We start from the raw sequence: 21,487 nt of genomic DNA on the forward strand, positions 1-21,487 counted from the left end.
CGACCTCTGCTCACGCAAAACCTCCCCGATGGAACTCGCCAAAAGCTTCGAACCCGCCACCATCGAACAACGCTGGTATGAACACTGGGAAGGCCAGGGCTATTTCAAGGCCGGCCTCGATCGCTCCAAGCCCGCGGAAAATTCCTACTGCATCCTGCTGCCGCCACCCAACGTCACCGGCACCCTGCACATGGGGCACGGCTTCAACCAGACGCTGATGGATGCGCTGACCCGCTACCACCGCATGCGCGGCTGGAACACGCTGTGGCAACCGGGCACCGACCATGCCGGCATCGCCACGCAGATCGTCGTCGAACGCCAGCTCGATGCCCAGGGCGTTTCCCGTCACGATCTGGGGCGCGAGAAATTCATCGAAAAAGTCTGGGAATGGAAGGAATATTCCGGCTCGACCATCACCCGCCAGATGCGCCGTCTGGGCACCTCGCCCGACTGGTCGCGCGAACGCTTCACCATGGACGCGGGGCTGTCGAAAATCGTCACCGAGACTTTCGTCCGCCTCTACAACGAGGGAGTGATCTATCGCGGCAAGCGCCTGGTGAACTGGGATCCGAAACTGCACACCGCCGTCTCCGACCTCGAAGTAGTGAGCGAAGAGGAGGACGGCTTTTTGTGGCATATCCGTTATCCGCTGACGGATGGCTCGGCCACGCTGACCGTCGCCACCACGCGCCCGGAAACCATGCTCGGCGACACCGCCGTGATGGTGCATCCGGAAGACGAGCGCTATCGGCATCTCATCGGCAAGACCGTCAGGCTGCCACTCACCGAGCGCGAAATTCCCATCATCGCCGACGCCTACGTCGACCGCGAATTCGGCACCGGCGTGGTGAAGGTCACCCCGGCGCACGACTTCAACGACTATGCGGTCGGCCAGCGCCACCAGTTGCCGATGATTTCCATCCTCACCCTGGATGGCCACATCAACGACGCGGCGCCGGAGAAATATCGCGGCCTGGAGCGTTTCGCCGCGCGCAAGGCCGTCGTCGAAGACCTCGAAGCGCTCGGCCTGCTGGAGAAGACCGACAAGCACAAACTCAAGGTGCCGCGCGGCGACCGCACCGGCGTGGTGATCGAGCCCATGCTCACCGATCAATGGTTCGTCGCCATGAGCAAGCCAGGCGACGACGGCAAGAGCATCACCGAAAAGGCGCTCGAATGCGTGCGCTCGGGCGAGATCCGCTTCGTGCCGGAAAACTGGGTGAATACCTACAACCAGTGGCTCAACAACATCCAGGACTGGTGCATCTCGCGCCAGCTCTGGTGGGGCCATCAGATTCCGGCGTGGTATGGCAGTAATGGCGAAATCTTCGTCGCCCATGACGAGGTCGAAGCGCGTCAGCTCGCCGACAAGGCCGGCTATGCCGGTCCGCTGACGCGCGACCCGGACGTGCTCGACACTTGGTACTCCTCGGCACTCTGGCCCTTCTCGACGCTCGACTGGACGCCGGAATACCCGGCAAAATCCAACGACGCGCTGGATCTCTACCTGCCCTCCTCGGTGCTGGTCACCGGCTTCGACATCATCTTCTTCTGGGTAGCGCGCATGGTCATGATGACCAAGCACCTCACCGGCAAAATCCCCTTCCGCGACGTCTATGTGCACGGCCTGATCCGCGATGCCGAAGGCCAGAAGATGTCGAAGTCCAAGGGCAACGTGCTCGACCCCATCGACCTGATCGACGGCATCGACGTCGAGGCGCTGGTGCAGAAACGCACCACGGGGCTGATGAACCCCAAACAGGCGGCGCAGATCGAGAAGCGCACACGCAAGGAATTCCCCACCGGCATCCCCGCCTTCGGCACCGACGCCCTGCGCTTCACCTTCGCCAGCCTCGCCTCGCCGGGACGCGACATCAAGTTCGACCTGCAGCGCTGCGAGGGCTATCGCAACTTCTGCAACAAGCTGTGGAACGCCACGCGCTTCGTGCTGATGAACTGCGAAGGCAAGGACGTCGGCCTCGACATCACGCCGGGCACCTGCCCGCCGTTTTCCGCCGCCGACCGCTGGATCGTCAGCCGCCTGCAGCGTGCCGAAGCCGAGATCGCCCAGCACTTTGCCGAATACCGCTTCGACCTCGCCGCACGCACGGTGTATGAACTCGTCTGGGATGAATACTGCGACTGGTATCTGGAACTGGCCAAGGTGCAACTGCAAACCGGCAGCGAGGCGGCGCAGGTCGCCACGCGGCGCACCCTGGTACGCGTACTGGAAACCATCCTGCGTCTGGCCCATCCGCTGATTCCCTTCATCACCGAAGAGCTGTGGCAATCGGTCAAGCCGCTGGTCGGCATTGACGCCGACACCATCATGCTGCAACCCTACCCCGAATGCGTACCTGCCAAGATCGACGAAGACTGCGAGGCACGCATCCAGTTGCTGAAAGACATGGTGACGGCCTGCCGCAGCCTGCGCGGCGAAATGAACCTGCCGCCGTCACAAAAGGTGCCGCTGCTGATCACCGGTGATGAAGACACTGTCAAGGAATTCGCCCCCTACCTGCAAGCGCTGGCACGCCTGGAAAGCGTCACCGCCACGGGTGCGCAGCTACCGGAAGCCGACGCCCCGGTGCAGATCGTCGGCGACTATCGCCTGATGCTGAAAATAGAAATCGACATCGAGGCCGAGCGCGCCCGTCTCGCCAAGGAAATCGAACGCATCGCCGGCGAAATCGCCAAGGCCGACAAGAAACTCGCCACCCCCAGCTTCGTCGAACGCGCTCCCGCCGCCGTGGTGGAGCAGGAACGCAACCGTCTAAGCGAGTTCTCCACGCTGCTGGAAAAACTGATGGCGCAACGTCAGCGGCTGACTTAACCAAGGCGCTTACCCAACTCCCGTCCCCGCTCCTTTGGAGCCAGATAGCCCGTATCGCCGGCCATCCCGCGCTGTCAGCCCCGGACAACGGGCCGCTTGGACGGCTGGTTCATGAAACCGGCCAGCGCCAGTATTTGCCGACGATGAGATCGCCTAACACCGTAACGCTAAGATAAAGCACCGCGCTACGACGCCAGTTCCCGTTCGACACCCGGAGCTTCCAGCAGCACCGAAGGTGCCACACCCAGCGCTTCCGCCAGCTTGAAGATGTTGAGCAGAGCGATGTTGCGTTGGCCGCGCTCGACGCCGCCGAGGTAGCTGCGCGCCAGACCGCTTTCCAGCGCCAGGCGCTCTTGTGACCAGCCTTTGGTTTTCCTGACTTCTATCAGCCTCAGGCCGAAGCGTGTGCGCGGGTCGATGGGCATATTTCTCTTTCTCAAAGAGAAACAACTCTATGAGTACCCCCTCTATCAGGCTACGCTCGATAAGAGCACGCTCTATAAGTGACATTTGTATTATTTCCGCATAGAATGACCTCTATGAGTGACATCAACCTCACAGGAGGGCCTGGTGGCAAGTGTCTGGAAAACGGCCGGCCTGGGTGCCATCGTCGGATCGCCAAGTGCAGTGGCACATTTGCGGCAGCACATTGCACTACGCCCGAACTTACGCCACGAGGCAGGCAAGGCAGCCCAATCTTTACGCGCATCCTACGAGCGCCGTCTGGGCAGCCTTCGTACCAGGGCGAAACATCCTTTCCGGGTGCTCAAGCGGCAGTTTGGCCATACAAAGGTGAGATACCAGGGACTTGCCAAGAACACGGCACAGTTGAAAACGCTGTTTGCGCTGTCCTATCTGTGGATGGCGCAACGGTATTGCTGGCGGCGATAGGAGAGGTGCGTCCATGAAGCACCCAAAGCCCCCACAATAGGGCTGTAAATGACACAGATACGACGCTGAATGTCACAACTATTGAATAAAAATCAATATGGCGCGCAAGCCTAACGGAACCCGTTCGGGTGGTGTACTGTTCAGACTATCCATAAGGAGTCACAATATTTAAATATATTAAAACCAGAAAAACCCACTGATGGGAAAATTGATCCCATTAGTGCCAATCCATTTTCTCTCTTAAAAAGTTTTCAACTTCTGTCAGGATAGACCAACAACAAAGGAAACGTCATATGAGCACAATTACCGAAAGTGTAACTGACAATGCCGTCGATAAGGCTACCCTAGATAAGATGCCACAAATCTGGAACCCAAACGCTGCGGTAAATTGGTCTCTATTATTCACCCCAGTGTTTGGTACATACTTTCAGTACAGAAACTGGATAACCTTAAACGAGCCAGAGCGTGCAAAAACAACAAGGATTTGGCTTATTCTCAGTTGTTGTTTCCTTGCATTTCGTGTAGCCAGTGCTTTTAACTTTATCATCCTTACAGAATCTTTATTCATACCACTCTTTGGAGGTTTTGTTGTTTACTTCTTTACGTGGTATTTTTTGGATGGGCGTACTCAGAATACCTATATGAAGGAAAAGTACCAAGGTATGTATCGCCGCAAGTCATGGAAGATTCCACTACTGATTGCAATTCCCATCTTCTACGTGGTAACAGTTGTTGACTGGCATAACCACCCAATGTCGATTACTTCAGACTCAGCAGAGGTGAAGCTCGTCAAGAACGGCTATCTTGATGAGTGCCAGGAGTATACGGTGGATCAGATAATTACACACTTTATGCACAACCCAACTTGGGAATCAGGTAAGGCTATCGATGGCGATGTTAAAGGCAAGGATATAGTAAATATTCGTGGAAAAATCTCCTACCATGACAAGCCGGTCGAAGCAGTAATGCAATTCGTAGTTGAAGGGAGTAGCTTCACACTTCAGGCTATTGAGTACAATGGCGTTCCACAACCGGCACTCATGGCAACTGGTCTAATCATGAAGATGTGCGAAAGCGTTCCAGCCAATATGTCTGTCACAGCGCCTTTAACTCAAGTGCCCAGCCCGGTATTTGAACCTGTAGTTCAGGCTCCGGTAGACAAAGAGTTCACCATAGTTGGAACTGTGGTTTATAGTAATGGAGAAACTACAATTGGCTCCATAAAATCAATAGATGAGATTGAGAGCTACACTTTTACCTTGGATACAGAAGCTGGTGAGAAGATAATACAGGCTTGCCATGAGGCTACGGGTGACGGTATTTACTGCAAAATCGAAGGTATAGTCTCTAATGACAATAACATAGCATCGGTTATATCGGCTGAAATTGAAATAAGAGAATACAGTAACGCCTTCTCTACACAGACCAATGTAGTAACCCCAGCATCAAATACAAAAATATATAACACTAAAGAATTAGAATCTTTTCTAAACAAGATGACTCTAATAGAGAAGAAAAATATTATTAATAAAATAAGTACTTACCCAGAAAAAACAGTGTTTGATATTTGTTATGAAAAATACTCTAGCATTGAGAAACGAGATGGGTGTGCACTCTCCTTAACAGCCGACACTAACTTATGGGAGAAATCACGAAGAATCTATATGCTCAAAACACTTAATGAAATAGTTTGCCATTCAAATTTTAGTCAAGATAGTTTAGAAGTGATTCCTCAAGAACTACAGTCCCAAGATTCCAAGAATATATTTTGTGGATTTTCTCATGAGCGGCTTACCAATCTTGCTAAAGGCCAAAGTGCTAAGTCGTGCCCAGAGTATATGATGACGGTAAACCATCCTTTGATTAAAGCAAATAAATCACCATTAACTTTATTCCAAATATTAGTTGAACCAAATAATGCAGAAATACGACTTGGTGGAGTATTAGAAAATTTCCAAGGAAATCGCTATATACTTCGACAAGGAGACTTGGATCAGGAGATTCTTGTGAATGCCATGTTCAATCAACCAACAGATAAAAAACACGTAATTGCTGAAGTTGGAAGCAATACCAAGAAATTCTTGAATAACAAATTAGTAATTGGATCTGGAATAGGTATATATGGTATTTATAGGAGGAATGAATTAAATTATTCAACAGAAAAACAATTACCTGTTATTGAAACCCTTTGTATTGAGAACTAAAAATCGACAAATTAAGGATTGCAAGACGAAAACGAGACAAAATTACAGTGAGGAACGCAAGGCTCGACCTTTCGTTCCTGAGGAGATTGCTGTGTGGCTCTTGCGGCCCCCTCACCATCATTAGGGCCCTCAATCATAGGAGATGCAAAAATGCGAACGAAGCAAGCTGGTCCAAACCCATCCCCCTCAAGAAGGGACCGCTCGGCAGCTATGTGCTCCAGTTAGAAGATTTGCCAGAGGAGCCAGGCGTCTACGTCTTTGGACGAAAACATGGCGAGAGCGTAGTTCCAATCTACATCGGTGAAACGCTGTCGATTCGAAGGAGAGTTAAGGGCCATCTCAATTCCTTAGCACTTATGCGAGCTATTGAGAATGCCCCAATAGGAGGTCGATTCTTCATTTACTGCACTGTAAAAGCTGTCTCAAAAGAGAAAGCAAAGAAGCATGCCAAAGTGCTAGAAAAGGCACTTCTTATGCATGCGCAGAGTGAAGGTCATGAACTCTTCAACAAGAAGGGCACCAAGCTGCCTACCGACACCATCTCGTTTACTGGTAATCGAACATCAGAAGCAATTGCGCCCAGAATCATGCTGATTAGGCGCGCATTGACAAAAACCAAGAGGCCGAGCTCTCTCAAGAAACATACCCCAAATGGCTGAGTTAAATACTGGTTTCAAGCATCCTCCGGAATCGGATTAAGTTTGAAGCCAAGCCATTTCGTGCGTCTGGTGGAATGGTGCATGACGCACTGGCGATACCGCTCCTCAAGGGAGGCTTCCCCACGCCACTAAAAGCAGAGCACTGTATGAGCAAGAAAGCTGAGCAGCATGACTCAAAGCGTCTCGGCGCAGAAGGTGGCCGGCGTGACGATGCGCGTGCGCCCGACACGGCCGCGTTACAGCAGCCCGGCGCGGCGGTCACCCGTTACCAGATAGTCTCGGCATCGCTGCCAAGTGCCATTGCCAACAGGTAAGCGTCGTTCGGTTCGATGCTATCTGGCAACAGCGGCAATTGCGCCATATTCCGGCTGGGTCGACCGTGACAAGCCTGTACTACAGCATCAGAACGGGATGTCATCGTCCGGCGGTACCTGCGATTCGTTCTCCCAGGCCGGCGGGACATCCTCCGGGCTACCGCCCGACAGTTTTTCAATGCGCCAGGCCTGCAGGCTGACGAAGCATTTTTCCGGCTTGCCCGGCGCGCTCCACAAGCGGCCGCCGAGGTTGAAGGCCACCTTGACCTCGTCCCCCTTCTTGTAATTGTCGAGCACGGCGCATTTGTCCTTGACGAACTCCAGGGCGACGTAGTTCGGGTAGCTGGGGTTCTCGTCCTCGCCAGTCAGTTTGACCACCAGCTCGCGCTTGGTAAAACCGTTCTGCCCGTAGGTCCGGGTCTCGTCGATATTGTGAATCTCGCCCTGGATATCAAAACTTGCCATAGCCTTCCCTGCTCCTGCCTTGTGCCGTGTGGCTGAAATAAAAAACCACGCGGCTTCTTTTCATGTGCCGCGTGGGTATCGATCACTGAAACCCCGGCATGCTGCACCTGGCCTCGCAAAACGAAAGCTTCTCCGGATCGTCCGTCATTATAAATGCTCGGGACCGCAGAGCCGGGAGTCGGCTCTTGCATAAACACGTTGCCACCCGGTTACTGGGCACATCCCCTCCATGACGGACAAATCTTTCCAGCCCGGGCCATCCAGGGATTTCGAGCGTTATTAAAGGGGCCTCGATTTCCCCCGCCTACACGGACATCAAGTGTCTAAACGAAAAGACTGACGTCCGCCTTCTGCGCCTCGGGCAAAAAGGTGGCGGCGCCAGCGAAATCCACGCCGTTGATGAAGTCATCCGCCGCATAGCCGAACAGGTCCACGCTCATCTGGCAGGCGATCATTTCCACGCCGGCTTCCAGCGCCAGTTCGCGCAATTCGGCAATGCCGGCGACGCCCTTGTTGCGGATGGTCTGCTGCATCAGCTTGGTGGCCAGCGTCTCGAAGCCCGGGATGCCGGCCTGGATCAGGTTGGGAATGTTCCATTGCAACGCCTGGAACCAATCCGGGCCGAAAGGCATTTTCATTGGCATCGCCGGGTTTCCCAGCGGACTGACCTTGAGATCGGTCAGGTCCTTTTTCAGTAGGTTCAGGCCGTAGAACGTAAAGAACAGCTTGACCTGCCAGCCCAGGGCAGCCGCCGTCGTCGCCAGGATGAACGGTGGATAGCCCCAGTCCAGCGTGCCCTTGCTGGCAATCAGCGCCAGCGTGGGCACATGGCTCTGCGCCCGTGCGGCCAAGGCTGCTTCGATACGCTGCGGCAGCAGCTCGGCCAGGCGTTCATCGACCCGTTGCCGGATCAGTGCTTCGATTTCCGCCTCGGTCTTCACGCCTCAGTCCTCGCGACTCGCCAACGCACTCAGGCCCGCCGCCACAGCGTGCCCTGCGGCGTGTCTTCCAGCACCACGCCCGCTTCCAGCAGCTCGGAACGGATGCGGTCGGCCTCGGCGTAGTCCTTCGTCTGCTTGGCGGCGGCACGCGCGGCGATGCGCGCATCGATATCCTCGTTGCTCAGGCCGCCTGCAGCCACCGGCGCGGCATGCAGGTATTCGCTGGGATCGCGCTGCAGCAGGCCCAGTAAACCGCCCAGGCTGCGCAACAAACTCGCCAGCGTTGCATCCTGGTGACGATTGACTTCGGTCGCCAGTTCAAACAGCACGGCGAGCGCTTCCGGTGTGTTGAAGTCATCATCCATCGCCGCCTTGAAGCGGGCCGCCGGACCGTCGGTCCAGTCGATTTCCGCCGCGTCAGCCGTTGCCGGCGCGGCTTTCAGCGCCGTGTACAACCGCGTCAGCGCGCCACGTGCATCGTCCAGGTGCGCATCCGAATAATTCAGCGGGCTGCGGTAATGCGCGCGCAGGATGAAGAAGCGCACCACCTCGGCATCGTACTGCTTCAGCACTTCGCGGATGGTGAAGAAATTGCCCAGCGACTTCGACATTTTCTCGTCATCGACGCGCACGAAACCGTTGTGCATCCAGTAATTGACGAAAGTATTCCCGTGCGCGCCCTCGCTCTGGGCGATTTCATTTTCGTGATGCGGAAACTGCAGATCCTGCCCGCCGCCGTGGATGTCGAAATGCGGCCCCAGTAGTTGCGAACTCATCGCCGAGCATTCGATATGCCAGCCCGGCCGCCCCTCGCCCCAAGGCGAAGCCCAGCGCGCTTCCGCCGGCTCATTCTCCTTGCCGCGCTTCCAGAGCACGAAATCCAGCGGGTCCTGCTTGCCATCCCGGATATCGACGCGCTCGCCGGCACGCAGATCTTCCAGCGACTTGCCGGAGAGCTTGCCGTAGCCGTCGAACTTGCGCACGTGAAAGCAGACATCCTGGTTGCCGGCCACGTAGGCATAGCCGTTTTTCTCCAGGGCAGAAATCATCTCCAGCATCTGCGGCACGTGGTCAGTGGCGCGCGGCTCGAAATCGGGACGCGCCACGCCCAGCGCGGCGGCATCCTCGTGCATCGCGGCGATGAAACGATCGGTCAGGGCGCGCAGACTCTCATCGTTTTCCTGCGCCCGCCGAATGATCTTATCGTCGATGTCGGTGATGTTGCGCACGTAGGTGACCCGATAGCCGCTGGCCCGCAGCCAGCGCGCCACCATGTCGAAGACGACGAGCACCCTGGCATGCCCCAGATGGCAGTAGTCATACACGGTCATGCCGCAGACATACATGCGCACCTCGCCAGGTTCGATGGGAACGAAAGCCTGCTTGTCGCGCGTAAGGGTATTGTGAATTTTCAGCATGGAAACTGTTCGAAGCGATCGGGTGCCGTATTTACCGCATTTACCGCACTTGCCGCATTTGATGGGGAGCGGCTGCGCCGATGACGCGCCAGCCCGCGTCTCCCCTGCGCCGACCGTGATGACGGCATGAACAAATCGGCTATTCTTGGTAGAATGAAAAGCTAAGGATCGCCCGGAAAAGGACTAATTATAACATGCGCACACGTCTCCTCAGCCTGAGAACACCTGTTGCAATCCTCACAGCAGCGCTGCTGGCACTCGCTCCGCCGGCCCATGCCGATGCGTTGCAGGACATCGGCAAATTGATGAAACAAGGCCAGTACGCCCAGGCGCTGGAACGGGCCGAACGCTATCTCTCCTCCAATCCGAAGGATCCGCAAGGCCGCTTCCTCAAGGGACTGATCCTGACCGAGCTGAACCGCCAACCTGAAGCCATCGTCGTCTTCACCAAGCTCACCGAGGATTTTCCCGAATCGCCCGAGCCCTACAACAACCTCGCCGTGATCTACGCCCAGCAAAAGCAGTACGACAAGGCACGCCAGGCGCTGGAAATGGCGATACGCACCCATCCCTCCTACGCTACCGCGCATGAGAACCTCGGCGACATTTACGCCCACATGGCCAGCCAGGCCTACGACAAGGCACTGTCGATCGACTCGTCGAACGCCAGCGCTCAGACCAAACTGGCAATGATCCGCGACATGATGACCGGCGCAGGCTATGCCCCCACCAGCGGAGACAAGCGCCCTGCCGCAAAGCCGACCGTACCCCCGGTCGCCGTGGCACCGACACCGACGCCTGCCGCGCCTCCCCCGCCCGTCAGCGTTGCGCCGCCAGCCGCCAAGCCCACGCCGCCGGTCACAACGCCGCCTGAACGCCAACTGGCCGCAGGCGAGGAAGACGACGTTCGCAGGGCCGTCGAAAACTGGGCTGCCGCATGGGCAGGAAAGGACATGGGAAATTACCTTTCATCTTATGCAAAGGATTTCGAGTTACCCAGGGGACAATCGAGATCGTCCTGGGAAGCTGAACGCCACGCGCGCATTGCCAAAAGGTCTGGCACCATCCAGGTCGAGGTCGAAAACCTGAGCGTGACGATGGAAGGCCCGGATCGCGCCACGGCACGCTTCCGCCAGTATTACCGCGCCGCTTCATTGAAAAACACCACCAGCAAGATCCTCACCATGGTCAAGCGCAACGGCGCCTGGCAGATCAAGCAGGAACGCGTTGGCAAATAAGGCAGGCAGGACAGACCGGCAATCTTCGATAACGTAAAATCCCGACAATGCCCCTGAAATCGCGCCTCAAACTTGGAATTGCAGCTTCCGCCTGCGTGGCGGTCGGGGCGACGTTCGCCATTCCAACGCCGGCCAGGCACTACACCGGCAATACGCAATCGCAGTACACGGATACCCGGCTCTCGCCCGAATCCCAGCTCGCGCTCATTTCTTCCGGCGTCGAACCGGAAGCCCAACTTGCACGCGTCTTCGAACACATCGAGCAGAACCGTCTCGACACAGCCTTGCAGCAGGCGGAAAACCTGACGCGCGAGTACCCGAACTTCCATCTTGCCCAACTGGTCAAGGGTGATTTGCTGCTGGCGCGCAGCGGCCAGATCAGGGGGTTCGGCAACGCGGCCAACGCACCGGCCGACCGGATCGCGGACCTGCGCGACGAAGCCATTGCCCGCCTGCAGGCATACCGCAACAAACCCCAGACCGATGCCGTACCCCGCTATCTGTTGCAGATGCGGCAGGACCAGAAGTACGCCGTCGTGATCGACACGCAAAAATCACGTCTTTATCTGTACCAGAACGACCAGGGCACGCCGCGCTTCGTCACGGACTACTACATCACCCACGGCAAGCTGGGGACCGACAAGGTACGCGAGGGTGACAAGAAGACCCCCGTGGGCGTATATCACGTCACCGCCAACCTGCCGCGCCAAAAACTGACCGATTTTTACGGTGCCGGCGCCTTCCCGATCAACTATCCGAACGAGTGGGACAAGCGCAACGGACGCGCCGGCTCCGGGATCTGGCTGCACGGTACGCCATCGAACACCTATTCCCGCCCGCCCAGGGCCTCCGATGGCTGTGTCGTGCTTTCCAACAAGGACCTCACTTCGATCTCCCGCTATCTGCAAGTCGGCCTGACGCCCGTGATCATCAGCAACAACGTCGAATGGCTGTCGCTCGATGACTGGCAGAACGAGCGTGCGGGCCTGCAAAAGGGAATCGAGCAATGGCGGGCCGACTGGGAAAGCCTGGACGTCGATCGCTACCTCAGCCACTACTCCAGAAACTTCACGGGCAGCGGCCAGAACATTGCCCAATGGAGCGAGCACAAGCGCAACGTGGCGAACAGCAAGCAATGGATCAAGGTCGATACCGAAAATCTCAGCATGTTTCGCAACCCGGGCAAGGAAGAAATTGTCGTGGTGAGCTTCGTGCAGAACTACCGCAGCAACAATCTCAGCAATGTCATGAAGAAGCGCCAGTACTGGCAGAAGGAAAATGGCCGCTGGCGCATCATTTACGAAGGCGCGGCCTGATCCACTCCATCTGTCAGCCAGTCCGTCAATCCGCGCAGGAAAGCCCTCCCATGAAAAAACTGCTTCTGCTGGCCCTCGGCCTGCTCATGAATTTCTCCGTGCACGCGGCCAATCCGCAGGTTGAAATGAAAACCAGCATGGGTACGATCAGCATCGAGCTGTATGCCGACAAGGCGCCGAAAAGCGTCGCCAACTTCCTGCAATACGTGAAGGACGGTTTCTACGACGGCACCATCTTCCACCGCGTCATCGACGGCTTCATGATCCAGGGGGGCGGCTTTCAGCCCGGCATGAAGGAAAAGTCGACGCGCGCGCCGATCGAGAACGAAGCGAAGAACGGACTCAAGAACACCGTCGGCACCCTGGCCATGGCCCGCACCAACGCACCGCATTCGGCCACCGCGCAGTTCTACATCAATCTCGTCGACAATCGCACGCTCGACTATCCCAGCTTCGATGGCTGGGGCTATGCCGTCTTCGGCAAGGTCACCCGCGGCTTCGACATCGTGCAGCAGATCGGCAAGGCCCGAACCGGCACCAAAGGCTTCCATCGCGACGTGCCGGCAACGCCGATCACCATCGAATCCGTTCGCCTGCTGGGCACGGCAACCCAACCCTGAGTCCCGTCCCGGGTGAAACCGGGTCACCCCGCACACCCGTTCTCCATTCATCACAATTCATCGCAAAGGAACTTCCATGATCAAGCTGAGCACCAACTTTGGTGACATCACCATCGAACTGGACACCGAGAAGGCGCCCGAAACGGCGAAGAATTTCCAGTCCTACGTCGAGTCGGGCCATTACGACGGCACCATTTTTCATCGCGTCATCGACGGCTTCATGATCCAGGGAGGCGGCTTCACGCCCGACATGCAGCAAAAACCGACCAATGCGCCGATCAAGAACGAAGCCGACAACGGCCTGAAGAACACGCGTTATACCCTGGCCATGGCGCGCACCAATGACCCGCATTCGGCCACCGCCCAGTTCTTCATCAACGTTGCCGACAATGGCTTCCTCGATTTCAAGTCGCCTACCGGCAACGGCTGGGGCTACTGCGTTTTCGGCAAAGTGGTCGAAGGCACGGAAGTCGTCGACAAGATCAAGGACGTAGCCACCGGCAACCAGGGCTTCCACCAGGACGTACCCAGGGAAAGCGTGATCATCGAAAGCGCCACCGTCATTTGAGTCGCCTTCCTTGAGTCGTCTTCTTCCGGTTGGCCGCACTAGCTTGCTGCCAACCGGCAATCCGGCCGGTTTTCCGGATGACCGCACCCCATGGCCAGCCGCGCCACGTTCCTGATTTCCGATCTGCACCTCTGCCCGACGCGGCCGGAGATTGCCGGGCTGTTTCTCGACTTTCTCGCCAGCCGGGCGCGCGAAGCCGCCGCGCTGTACATACTCGGCGACCTGTTCGAATACTGGGCCGGCGACGACGAACTGAGCGATGCTTTCAATGCGCGCATCTGCGCAGGACTGCGCGACTGTGCCACTGCGACGCCCATCCATTTCATCGCCGGCAACCGCGACTTCCTCATCGGCACCGACTTCGCCCACGCCAGCGGCGTCACGCTGCTGGATGAACCGCAACTGCTCGATATCGCCGGCACGCCAACGCTGCTGATGCATGGCGATACCCTGTGCAGCGACGATCGGGCATACCAGGACTTCCGCAGCATGGTACGCAACCCCGCCTGGCGCGCCGATTTCCTCGGCAAGCCGCTGGCCGCACGCAAGGCGCAGATCGAAGCACTGCGCCGCCGCAGCGAAGAAGAAAAACAAATCAAGCCGGCCGCCATCATGGACGTCAATGCCGCCACCGTCGCCGCCACCCTGCGCGCGCACGGCTACCCGCGCCTGATCCACGGCCATACCCACCGCCAGGGCAGCCATGTTCATCATGTCGATGGCCATGCCTGCGAACGCTGGGTGCTCGGCGACTGGCACGACAGCGGCAACTATCTGGCGGTCGATGCCACGGGCTGCCGCTTCCACCCGCTGACGCTGGCGGCATAAGCCCTCACCGGCCCCACGCTGCGGCAATCGCTCCTGCAACGTTCAGCTTCCTCCTTTCCGATGAGCACTGCGCTTGATCTGCTGCATTCCGTCTTCGGCTACAACGCCTTTCGCGGCGCCCAGGCCGAAATCATCGAGCACGTCGCGCGCGGCGGGGATGCCCTGGTATTGATGCCGACCGGCGGCGGCAAATCGCTGTGCTACCAGATACCCGCGCTGCTGCGTCCCGGCTGCGGCATCGTCGTCTCGCCCCTGATCGCCCTGATGCAGGATCAGGTAGATGCCTTGCTGCAACTTGGCGTGCGCGCGGCTTTTCTCAACTCCTCGCAGGATTTCGACAGCGCACTGGCAACTGAAAAGCGCCTGCTCAATGGCGAGCTCGATCTGCTTTATGTCGCGCCTGAACGCCTGTTGAGCGAACGCTTTCTGGCCTTGCTGGAGCGCCTCGACCGCGAGGGGCGGATCGCCCTGTTCGCCATAGACGAAGCCCACTGCGTCTCGCAATGGGGCCACGATTTCCGCCCTGAATACATCCAGCTCTCAGCGCTGCATGAACGCCATCCGGGCGTGCCGCGCATTGCGCTGACCGCCACCGCCGACGAACTCACCCGCAGCGAAATCCGCAGCCGCCTGGGACTCACGGCAGCGCGCGTCTTCATCAGCAGCTTCGATCGGCCGAACATCCGCTACACCATCGTCGAACGCGACAACCCGCGCCGCCAACTGCTCGACTTTCTTGCCGACCACCGTGGCGAGGCCGGCATCGTTTACTGCCTGTCGCGCAAAAAAGTCGATGAAACCGCCACCTGGCTCAACCAGCAGGGCATCCTCGCCCTGCCCTATCACGCCGGCATGGACGGCGGCCAGCGCCGCCAGCATCAGCAACGCTTCGTCCGCGAAGACGGCGTAGTGATGGTGGCGACCATCGCCTTCGGCATGGGCATCGACAAGCCGGATGTACGCTTCGTCGCGCATCTCGACCTGCCCAAGAGCCTGGAAGCCTATTACCAGGAAACCGGCCGCGCCGGCCGTGACGGCGAGGCGGCCGAAGCCTGGATGACCTATGGACTCAACGATGTGGTCATCCATCGCAACCGCATCGACGAATCCGCCGCGCCCGACGAACAAAAGCGCATCGAACGGCAGAAGCTCGACGCCATGCTGGCCTACTGCGAAGCTGCCGGCTGCCGGCGCGAAGTTCTGCTCAACTACTTCGGCGAAGCCACATCCGCCTGCAACAATTGCGACACCTGCCTGGAGCCACCGCAGCTCTGGGACGGCACCATCGCCGCGCAGAAACTACTTTCGGCGGCCCTGCGCAGCGGCCAGCGCTTCGGCAGCGGCCACCTGATCGACATCCTGCGCGGCAAGCGCACCGAAAAGATCCTGCAATGCCAGCATGATCAACTGCCCACCTTTGGCGTCGGCCAGGAGCTCGACGAACCCGGCTGGCGCAGCGTTGCCCGCCAGCTCCTCGCCGCCGGCCTGCTGCATGCCGATGCCCAGCGCTACGGCGGCCTGACGCTCACGGCCGCCGCGCGGCCGCTGCTGAAAGGTGAAACCACCCTGATGCTGCGGCGCGCGGCCGCACGCCTCAAGCCCGTCAAAACCACGCGCGGCAAGACGGTCACGGTCAGCCAACACGAGCACGGCGACGATCCGCTGTTCCACGCCCTGCGCAACTGGCGCGGCGAACTCGCCCGCGAACAAAGCCTGCCCGCCTACGTCATCCTCAATGACCGCACCCTGCACGAACTCGTCGCCCACCGCCCGAGTACGCGCGATGAGCTGCTGCAGATCAACGGCATCGGCCAAGCCAAGGCCGACCGCTACGGCGTCGCCTTGCTGGAACTGCTGGCGCAGAACGCGAACCTGGATTGTGTATAGGGGGGAGTGTGGTGGGCGATAGTGGGATCGAACCACTGACTTCCACCGTGTGAAGGTGGCACTCTACCGCTGAGTTAATCGCCCACAGAAGAGACCGCGGATTATAAGCAAGCTGCCGCCGTGAAACAAGACGAAAGCCTCAAAAATCATCCTTCCACGCCCTGATTGCGGCAAACACCGCCACGGCATCCGCCGGTTCCAGGGGCTGATCCTGCCCTTCCCAACCCCGGAAGCGCGCAGCCGCCTGCTGGACGGATGGCTCGTCCCAGCGCAGGAAAGGATTGATCCGGCGCTCCAGCGCCAGCGTCGAAGGCAGACTGGGCTGCCCTGCCGCCCGCAATTGCGCGACGCGCGCCGCATGCTCGGCCAGTTCGACATTCTCCGGTTCGACGGCCAGCGCGAAACGCAGATTGGCTGCGGTGTATTCATGCGCGCAATAAACCCGCGTTTCTGCCGGCAACGCACGCAACCGGGCGAGCGAATGCTGCATCTGCGCCGCCGTCCCTTCGAAAATCCGCCCGCAACCGGCGGAAAACAGCGTATCGCCACTGAACAGCACCCCACCGGCCGGATGGTTTCGATCATAATAAGCGAGGTGCCCAAGCGTATGGCCGGGCACCGCAAGTACCTGAAACTGCGCTCCGGCCTGGGGAAATTCGACCACCGCGCCACCCGTCAGCCGCTCATCGAGACCATCGATCGCCTCGGCCGCCGGACCATGAACGCGCACAGCCGGAAAGCGCCGACGCAACGCGGCGATGCCGCCCATATGATCCGCATGATGATGAGTCACGAGGATGCCCGCGAGCTGCAGGTTCTCGCGCTGGAGATAGTCCAGCAGGACTTGCGCTTCACCCGGATCGACGGCCATTGCCGTGCCGCTCGGATCATGGCGCAACAGCCAGATATAGTTGTCGCGCAGGGCGGCAAGCGGAAGGATGCGATAGGATACGCGGATGTTGGTGTGGGATTGATTGTCCATGGCGGCCATTCTCGCGCATTCTCAACTTGCATGCATGGCGGCGCATGATGCCCATCCAGGGTTTTGACGACTGGCTCGACACTCCCCAGGGACGTTACGTCCTGCAATGGGAACAGGCAAAGCACGACCAATTGGTTGCCGATATCTTCGGCTTCAATGCCGTGCAGCTCGGCCTGCCACAATACGATTTTCTCCGCGCCAATCGCATGCCATTCCGGCTGCACTGTGACGACCTGCCCGGCGGCATCGGCAGCGGACGGCTGATCACCAATCCGCATTATCTGCCTTTCGCCAGCGCCAGCATGGATCTGGTGGTGCTGCCCCATCTGCTGGAGTTTCACGAAGCGCCGCACCAGATCCTGCGCGAAGTCGAGCGGGTGCTGGTGCCGGAAGGCAGCGTCATCGTCACCGGCTTCAATCCGTTCAGCCTGTGGGGATTGCGCCGCCGCTTCACGCGCGCAGCCGGTGCGCCGCCGCCCTGGCGCGGCCATTATCTGAGCGTGATGCGCCTGAAAGACTGGTTCGCGCTGCTCGGCCTGGAGACGCACAGCGGCAGCTTCGGCTGTTATGCGCCGCCCTTCAGCCAGGAAAATCATCTTCGCCGCTGGCGCTTCATCGAACTCGCCGGCAACCGCTGGTGGCCCTATGGCGGCGCCACCTACATCATTCAGGCGATCAAGCGCACGCATGGCATGCGTCTGATCCCCCCGGGCTGGCGCGAGCGCATGATGCACGCCAAGGCGCTGGCCACCGTGACCGCGCCCCGGCCGCGTCCCCGCCCGAGTTCGCGCAGCTCACGATTCAACCTGCAAAACTGCAACAAACCCGAAGAATCATGAATGCACAACCAGAAAACACAGATACGGACAGCGAAATCATCGACATCTATACCGACGGCGCCTGCAGCGGCAATCCCGGTCCCGGCGGCTGGGGCGCGATCCTGCGCACCAACACGCCGCGCGGCGCCGTCGAGAAGGAAATCTTCGGCGGCGAAGCGGCGACCACCAACAACCGCATGGAACTCATGGCCGTCATCGAAGCACTGAAAATCCTGAAGCGCCCGGTCAAGGCACGCGTACACACCGACTCGCAGTATGTGCAGAAAGGCATCAGCGAATGGATCCACGGCTGGAAGAAACGCGGCTGGCGCACGGCAGACAGGCAGCCGGTGAAAAACGCCGACCTCTGGCGTCTGCTCGACGAAGAAGCAGCGCGCCACCGCATCGAATGGCTGTGGGTGCGCGGCCATGCCGGCCATATCGAAAATGAACGTGCCGACGCACTGGCCCGGCAGGGCATCAGCAGCCTGCCCAGAGATTCCAGATCATCCAGCCCAGCCACCCGGGAGAAAAACTGAACATGCGACAGATCGTACTGGATACCGAAACCACCGGCCTCGACTACAAAAAAGGCCACCGCATCATCGAAATCGGCTGCGTGGAACTGATCAACCGCAAGGTGACCCAGCGCCGTTATCACGTCTATCTGAATCCGGAGTTTGAAATCGACGCCGCCGCCCAGGCCGTGCACGGACTGAGCAACGAATACCTGGCCGACAAACCGAAGTTTGCCGAAGCCGCCAGCGAATTCACCGACTTCATCCAGGACGCGGAACTGTTGATCCACAACGCCGAATTCGACCGGGGCTTCCTCGACAACGAATTTGCCCTGCTCGGCAAGCCGCCACTCGCCGACCTGACCGCCGGCATCATCGACACCCTCAAACTGGCGCGCGAAATGCGCCCGGGACGCCGCAACTCACTCGACGTACTGTGCAAGGAATTCGACGTCGACAACTCCGGCCGCCAGCTCCACGGCGCCCTGCTCGACGCCGAACTCCTCGCCGAAGTCTACCTGGCCATGACGCGCGGCCAGGACACCCTGCTGATGGACCTGGATGACGCACCGGCCATCGCGACACCGCAAACCACCGATACGACCGCACTGCCGCGCATCGTCCTGCGCGCCACCGAAACCGAACTGGCCGAACACGAACGGGTGCTCGCCGAAATCGCCAAGGAGAGCAAGGGCAAGTGTTTGTGGCTTGCGGAGAGTCAATCGTAAATGTTGAATGGCGGATGGTGGATGGCGAATGAAAAAGATCCCTTCGCCTTATAATCGGCGATCCACCGTCAACATCCAAAGGAAGCCAGCCATGCGTCCGATCTCATCATTCCTTGTTGCCCCGTGCGCCATCCTCGCCCTGCTTGCCGCCGCGCCTGCGCTGGCTGCGCCGGAAACCTACGTCATCGACGGCTCGCACACTTTTCCGCGTTTCTCGTACAGCCATTTCGGCTTTTCGACCCAGTTGAGCCGTTTCGACAAGACCAGCGGCACCATCGTTTTCGACAAGAAAGCACGCACGGGGGCAGTGGATATCGTCATCGACACCACCTCGGTCAACACCGGCAGCAGCGCCTTCAACGAGCACATTCAGGCCGAGGATTTTCTCGATACGGCCAAGCATCCGACCGCCACGTTCAAATCGACCAGGGTCGTCTTTGCCGATGGCGCCGATGTCAAGCCGATCGCGATTGAAGGCAATCTGACGCTGAAGGGCGTGAGCCGGCCGGTCACCCTGGAAATCACCTCCTTCCAGAACATGCCGCATCCCATGAGGAAGCGGGACGCCATCGGCGCCAACGCCACGACGACCATAAAGCGCTCCGATTTCAATGCCGGCAAATATGCTCCGAACGTTGGCGACGAGGTGCGCATCGACATTGCCGTCGAAGCAATCCAGCAGTAACGCCAATCTTCAACAGGCAGCCAGCCCGGCAAGCAAGGCATTGCCGGATGAACGGCCTGTAAATCCGGCTTGCGGGCCCAGCGCTCGGCCCGCAGCCAGCAGCCTACCTAATTAACTGCAGCGAAACTGCGCGGCCAGATCGACGCCGGACTGCTGCCGGTCCTGGCTGCGTCGCGAGATGCCGGAACGGCGCTCGACGAAATCGAAATCAACAAAATCCGTTCCCATGCCGGTGCTGCGGCAAGCCGCCGCAGACGCTGCCTGCCTGCGGCAACGACTGCGGCGGCGCTCAAGCCACGGTGGCACGACCTGGGTGCCCAGGGTGCTGTCCGGCTGCGGCTGCACCGTGAAATCGGCAATCGCCGGCTGCTGCCCGGCACAGATGTCGAGAATATCGGCGGTGGCCCCGTCGAGGAGCGCCTGCACGCCGTCAAGCTGCTCGCGATGTTCATTGCAAAAGTCTTCGGGCAAACACCTGGCCAGATTCGTCAGGGCGCACGCCATGTCGGCGAGCTTCGACACGGCGCGCGCCTGCAGCTCAGCGGCCAGACGCTGCCGCTCCTCCGCGCGCACGGCCGCCAGCCGTTGCCCCAGATCGTTCAGACGGCGCTGCTGCATGCGCTGCTCGCGCGCCAGCTCGCAACGCACGGCAACATCGCTGAACGCCAAATTGCTTGCGACAAAATTGCCGTCATCGTCATAGACGGCAATGGCATTCAGACTCACCGGCAGCAGGCAGCCATCCTTGCGCACCAGATCGAGCGCCAGTTCACGCAACGCACCGGACTGCATCAGATCGGGAAAAACACCGGCAAAACACAGGCGGCTGGTCTCACTCAGCAAGTCTTCCAGGCGCAGGCGCCCGATCACCTCGTCACGCCTGTAGCCCAGCCAGGCCAGCGCGGTATTGTTGATGCGCCGAAGCACGCCATCGGCGTCGATGGATTGATAGGCGCAAGGAGCGCATTGATACAGATCCTCGATTTCATAGGCAAACTGCCGCAGCCTGCGCTCGTTCTGCTTGTTCCCGGTAACGTCCAGAATGGCGCCGATGACGCCGGCAACCTCTCCCCGGGCATCGTGAAAAGGCGCCTTGACGATGTACACGATTTTCTCGAGGCCATCCTGCAGCACGTTCTCGTGCACGGCGATGCCGTTTCCGCTGCCGATGATCCGGCCATCCTCGCGGAGGAAACGCTCGGCATCATGCGCCGGGTAGAAATCGAAATCGTTCCTGCCGGCAACCTGCTCGGGCGTCAGGCCAAGATCGCTGGCAAACAGGGAATTGCACGCCACGTAGCGCGCCGTCGCGTCCTTGACGAAAACCTTCAGTGGCAAACTTTCCACCAGCGCCTGGAAGCGCTCCTTGCTGCGATGCAGCTCGTCCGCATCCAGCCGCCGTTGCCGCTGCAGATGACGAACCAGGGACTTCAAGGCACTGAAATCCGCCGGCGTGGCACCGCCGCCCGGCAATGGCATCACCCGCCCCTCTCCGTTTTCCGCACGGAGCAAACGCAAAAGTCGCGGAACAGCACGCCTGTGGGAACCCATGAGAGCCTCCAACGCGTTGTGAG

At 59.1% G+C, this 21,487-nt stretch carries 18 protein-coding genes, 1 tRNA gene and 1 pseudogene; 13 read left to right on the top strand and 7 right to left on the bottom strand.

All coding sequences use genetic code 11. The features are described from left to right. Positions 1-28 precede the first annotated feature (28 nt). Positions 29-2,833 (top strand): valine--tRNA ligase, encoded by a 2,805-nt coding sequence (locus SDENCHOL_RS10520; RefSeq protein WP_154717193.1) that lies wholly within the window; start codon positions 29-31, stop codon positions 2,831-2,833. 185 nt (positions 2,834-3,018) lie between these two features. Here the strand turns inward: SDENCHOL_RS10520 and SDENCHOL_RS10525 are convergent, their stop codons facing one another. After that, entirely contained in the window at positions 3,019-3,258 is a 240-nt protein-coding gene (locus tag SDENCHOL_RS10525; protein ID WP_154717194.1) for a helix-turn-helix domain-containing protein, read from the bottom strand. Positions 3,259-3,577: 319 nt separating this feature from the next. Between SDENCHOL_RS10525 and SDENCHOL_RS10530 the strand changes: the two are divergent. Both SDENCHOL_RS10530 and SDENCHOL_RS10535 read left to right on the top strand, forming a co-directional pair. Beyond that, positions 3,578-3,741: pseudogene (locus tag SDENCHOL_RS10530) on the top strand (IS5/IS1182 family transposase); the annotation flags it as partial. Between the two features lie 276 nt (positions 3,742-4,017). After that, complete coding sequence (locus SDENCHOL_RS10535) at positions 4,018-5,928, top strand: hypothetical protein (protein WP_154717195.1); 1,911 nt, start codon at positions 4,018-4,020, stop codon at positions 5,926-5,928. 1,060 nt (positions 5,929-6,988) lie between these two features. Here SDENCHOL_RS10535 and SDENCHOL_RS10545 read toward each other — a convergent pair. The 3 genes from SDENCHOL_RS10545 to cysS all read right to left on the bottom strand — a co-directional run bounded on the left by SDENCHOL_RS10545 (position 6,989) and on the right by cysS (position 9,725). Continuing rightward, positions 6,989-7,366 (bottom strand): DUF3127 domain-containing protein, encoded by a 378-nt coding sequence (locus tag SDENCHOL_RS10545; protein WP_154717196.1) that lies wholly within the window; start codon positions 7,364-7,366, stop codon positions 6,989-6,991. A gap of 323 nt (positions 7,367-7,689) precedes the next feature. Then, complete coding sequence (gene dsrE2 / locus SDENCHOL_RS10550) at positions 7,690-8,217, bottom strand: sulfur carrier protein DsrE2 (RefSeq protein ID WP_420031047.1); 528 nt, start codon at positions 8,215-8,217, stop codon at positions 7,690-7,692. A 119-nt stretch (positions 8,218-8,336) separates the two neighbouring features. Further along, on the bottom strand, positions 8,337-9,725 hold the full coding sequence (gene cysS / locus SDENCHOL_RS10555) for a cysteine--tRNA ligase (protein ID WP_154717197.1): 1,389 nt from the start codon (positions 9,723-9,725) through the stop codon (positions 8,337-8,339). Positions 9,726-9,919: 194 nt separating this feature from the next. Here cysS and SDENCHOL_RS10560 point away from each other — a divergent pair, with 194 nt between their 5' ends. The 6 genes from SDENCHOL_RS10560 to recQ all read left to right on the top strand — a co-directional run bounded on the left by SDENCHOL_RS10560 (position 9,920) and on the right by recQ (position 16,182). After that, complete coding sequence (locus SDENCHOL_RS10560; RefSeq protein WP_154717198.1) at positions 9,920-10,963, top strand: nuclear transport factor 2 family protein; 1,044 nt, start codon at positions 9,920-9,922, stop codon at positions 10,961-10,963. Between the two features lie 47 nt (positions 10,964-11,010). Then, positions 11,011-12,279, top strand: coding sequence for a L,D-transpeptidase family protein (locus tag SDENCHOL_RS10565; protein ID WP_154717199.1), 1,269 nt, complete (start codon positions 11,011-11,013; stop codon positions 12,277-12,279). Between the two features lie 50 nt (positions 12,280-12,329). Next, positions 12,330-12,899: a peptidylprolyl isomerase gene (locus SDENCHOL_RS10570; RefSeq protein WP_154717200.1), complete on the top strand. Its 570-nt coding sequence runs from the start codon at positions 12,330-12,332 to the stop codon at positions 12,897-12,899. Positions 12,900-12,975: 76 nt separating this feature from the next. Beyond that, entirely contained in the window at positions 12,976-13,467 is a 492-nt protein-coding gene (locus SDENCHOL_RS10575; protein ID WP_154717201.1) for a peptidylprolyl isomerase, read from the top strand. Positions 13,468-13,557: 90 nt separating this feature from the next. Continuing rightward, complete coding sequence (locus tag SDENCHOL_RS10580) at positions 13,558-14,295, top strand: UDP-2,3-diacylglucosamine diphosphatase (RefSeq protein ID WP_154717202.1); 738 nt, start codon at positions 13,558-13,560, stop codon at positions 14,293-14,295. Between the two features lie 60 nt (positions 14,296-14,355). Continuing rightward, the gene (gene recQ, locus SDENCHOL_RS10585; protein ID WP_154717203.1) at positions 14,356-16,182 is read left to right on the top strand and encodes a DNA helicase RecQ; all 1,827 of its coding nucleotides are present in this window, start codon (positions 14,356-14,358) and stop codon (positions 16,180-16,182) included. A 9-nt stretch (positions 16,183-16,191) separates the two neighbouring features. Here the strand turns inward: recQ and SDENCHOL_RS10590 are convergent. After that, positions 16,192-16,266 (bottom strand) — tRNA-Val (locus SDENCHOL_RS10590). A 55-nt stretch (positions 16,267-16,321) separates the two neighbouring features. Then, positions 16,322-17,164: a hydroxyacylglutathione hydrolase gene (gene gloB, locus SDENCHOL_RS10595; protein WP_172955066.1), complete on the bottom strand. Its 843-nt coding sequence runs from the start codon at positions 17,162-17,164 to the stop codon at positions 16,322-16,324. Between the two features lie 44 nt (positions 17,165-17,208). On the opposite strand from gloB, the gene SDENCHOL_RS10600 reads away from it, so the two are divergent. From SDENCHOL_RS10600 to SDENCHOL_RS10615, 4 genes are all read left to right on the top strand, one after another. Then, a complete protein-coding gene (locus SDENCHOL_RS10600) occupies positions 17,209-18,003 on the top strand; it encodes a class I SAM-dependent methyltransferase (protein WP_331844122.1) in 795 nt (264 codons plus the stop codon). Next, complete coding sequence (gene rnhA / locus SDENCHOL_RS10605) at positions 18,000-18,521, top strand: ribonuclease HI (RefSeq protein WP_154717204.1); 522 nt, start codon at positions 18,000-18,002, stop codon at positions 18,519-18,521. Before SDENCHOL_RS10600 ends, rnhA begins: the two co-directional genes overlap by 4 nt. 2 nt (positions 18,522-18,523) lie before the next feature. After that, the gene (gene dnaQ / locus SDENCHOL_RS10610; RefSeq protein WP_154717205.1) at positions 18,524-19,228 is read left to right on the top strand and encodes a DNA polymerase III subunit epsilon; all 705 of its coding nucleotides are present in this window, start codon (positions 18,524-18,526) and stop codon (positions 19,226-19,228) included. A 91-nt stretch (positions 19,229-19,319) separates the two neighbouring features. Next, positions 19,320-19,913 carry a YceI family protein gene (locus SDENCHOL_RS10615; RefSeq protein ID WP_154717206.1) on the top strand — a complete coding sequence of 198 codons (594 nt, stop codon included), beginning with the start codon at positions 19,320-19,322 and terminating at the stop codon, positions 19,911-19,913. Positions 19,914-20,024: 111 nt separating this feature from the next. Here SDENCHOL_RS10615 and SDENCHOL_RS10620 read toward each other — a convergent pair whose 3' ends face one another. Continuing rightward, the gene (locus SDENCHOL_RS10620; RefSeq protein ID WP_231913034.1) at positions 20,025-21,392 is read right to left on the bottom strand and encodes a PAS domain-containing protein; all 1,368 of its coding nucleotides are present in this window, start codon (positions 21,390-21,392) and stop codon (positions 20,025-20,027) included. Between the last annotated feature and the right edge of the window lie 95 nt (positions 21,393-21,487).

This window comes from Sterolibacterium denitrificans, assembly GCF_900174485.1.
Classification (GTDB): domain Bacteria; phylum Pseudomonadota; class Gammaproteobacteria; order Burkholderiales; family Rhodocyclaceae; genus Sterolibacterium; species Sterolibacterium denitrificans.

Excerpts from the sequence above, each read along its gene's own strand:
- dnaQ (WP_154717205.1), top strand. The coding sequence starts at position 18,524 with ATGCGACAGATCGTACTGGATACCGAAACCACCGGCCTCGACTACAAA.
- SDENCHOL_RS10600 (WP_331844122.1), top strand. The coding sequence starts at position 17,209 with ATGATGCCCATCCAGGGTTTTGACGACTGGCTCGACACTCCCCAGGGA.
- rnhA (WP_154717204.1), top strand. The coding sequence starts at position 18,000 with ATGAATGCACAACCAGAAAACACAGATACGGACAGCGAAATCATCGAC.
- SDENCHOL_RS10525 (WP_154717194.1), bottom strand. The coding sequence starts at position 3,258 with ATGCCCATCGACCCGCGCACACGCTTCGGCCTGAGGCTGATAGAAGTC.
- cysS (WP_154717197.1), bottom strand. The coding sequence starts at position 9,725 with ATGCTGAAAATTCACAATACCCTTACGCGCGACAAGCAGGCTTTCGTT.
- SDENCHOL_RS10575 (WP_154717201.1), top strand. The coding sequence starts at position 12,976 with ATGATCAAGCTGAGCACCAACTTTGGTGACATCACCATCGAACTGGAC.
- recQ (WP_154717203.1), top strand. The coding sequence starts at position 14,356 with ATGAGCACTGCGCTTGATCTGCTGCATTCCGTCTTCGGCTACAACGCC.
- SDENCHOL_RS10620 (WP_231913034.1), bottom strand. The coding sequence starts at position 21,392 with ATGCCATTGCCGGGCGGCGGTGCCACGCCGGCGGATTTCAGTGCCTTG.
- SDENCHOL_RS10570 (WP_154717200.1), top strand. The coding sequence starts at position 12,330 with ATGAAAAAACTGCTTCTGCTGGCCCTCGGCCTGCTCATGAATTTCTCC.
- SDENCHOL_RS10535 (WP_154717195.1), top strand. The coding sequence starts at position 4,018 with ATGAGCACAATTACCGAAAGTGTAACTGACAATGCCGTCGATAAGGCT.
- SDENCHOL_RS10565 (WP_154717199.1), top strand. The coding sequence starts at position 11,011 with ATGCCCCTGAAATCGCGCCTCAAACTTGGAATTGCAGCTTCCGCCTGC.
- SDENCHOL_RS10520 (WP_154717193.1), top strand. The coding sequence starts at position 29 with ATGGAACTCGCCAAAAGCTTCGAACCCGCCACCATCGAACAACGCTGG.
- SDENCHOL_RS10545 (WP_154717196.1), bottom strand. The coding sequence starts at position 7,366 with ATGGCAAGTTTTGATATCCAGGGCGAGATTCACAATATCGACGAGACC.
- SDENCHOL_RS10560 (WP_154717198.1), top strand. The coding sequence starts at position 9,920 with ATGCGCACACGTCTCCTCAGCCTGAGAACACCTGTTGCAATCCTCACA.
- SDENCHOL_RS10615 (WP_154717206.1), top strand. The coding sequence starts at position 19,320 with ATGCGTCCGATCTCATCATTCCTTGTTGCCCCGTGCGCCATCCTCGCC.
- SDENCHOL_RS10580 (WP_154717202.1), top strand. The coding sequence starts at position 13,558 with ATGGCCAGCCGCGCCACGTTCCTGATTTCCGATCTGCACCTCTGCCCG.
- gloB (WP_172955066.1), bottom strand. The coding sequence starts at position 17,164 with ATGGACAATCAATCCCACACCAACATCCGCGTATCCTATCGCATCCTT.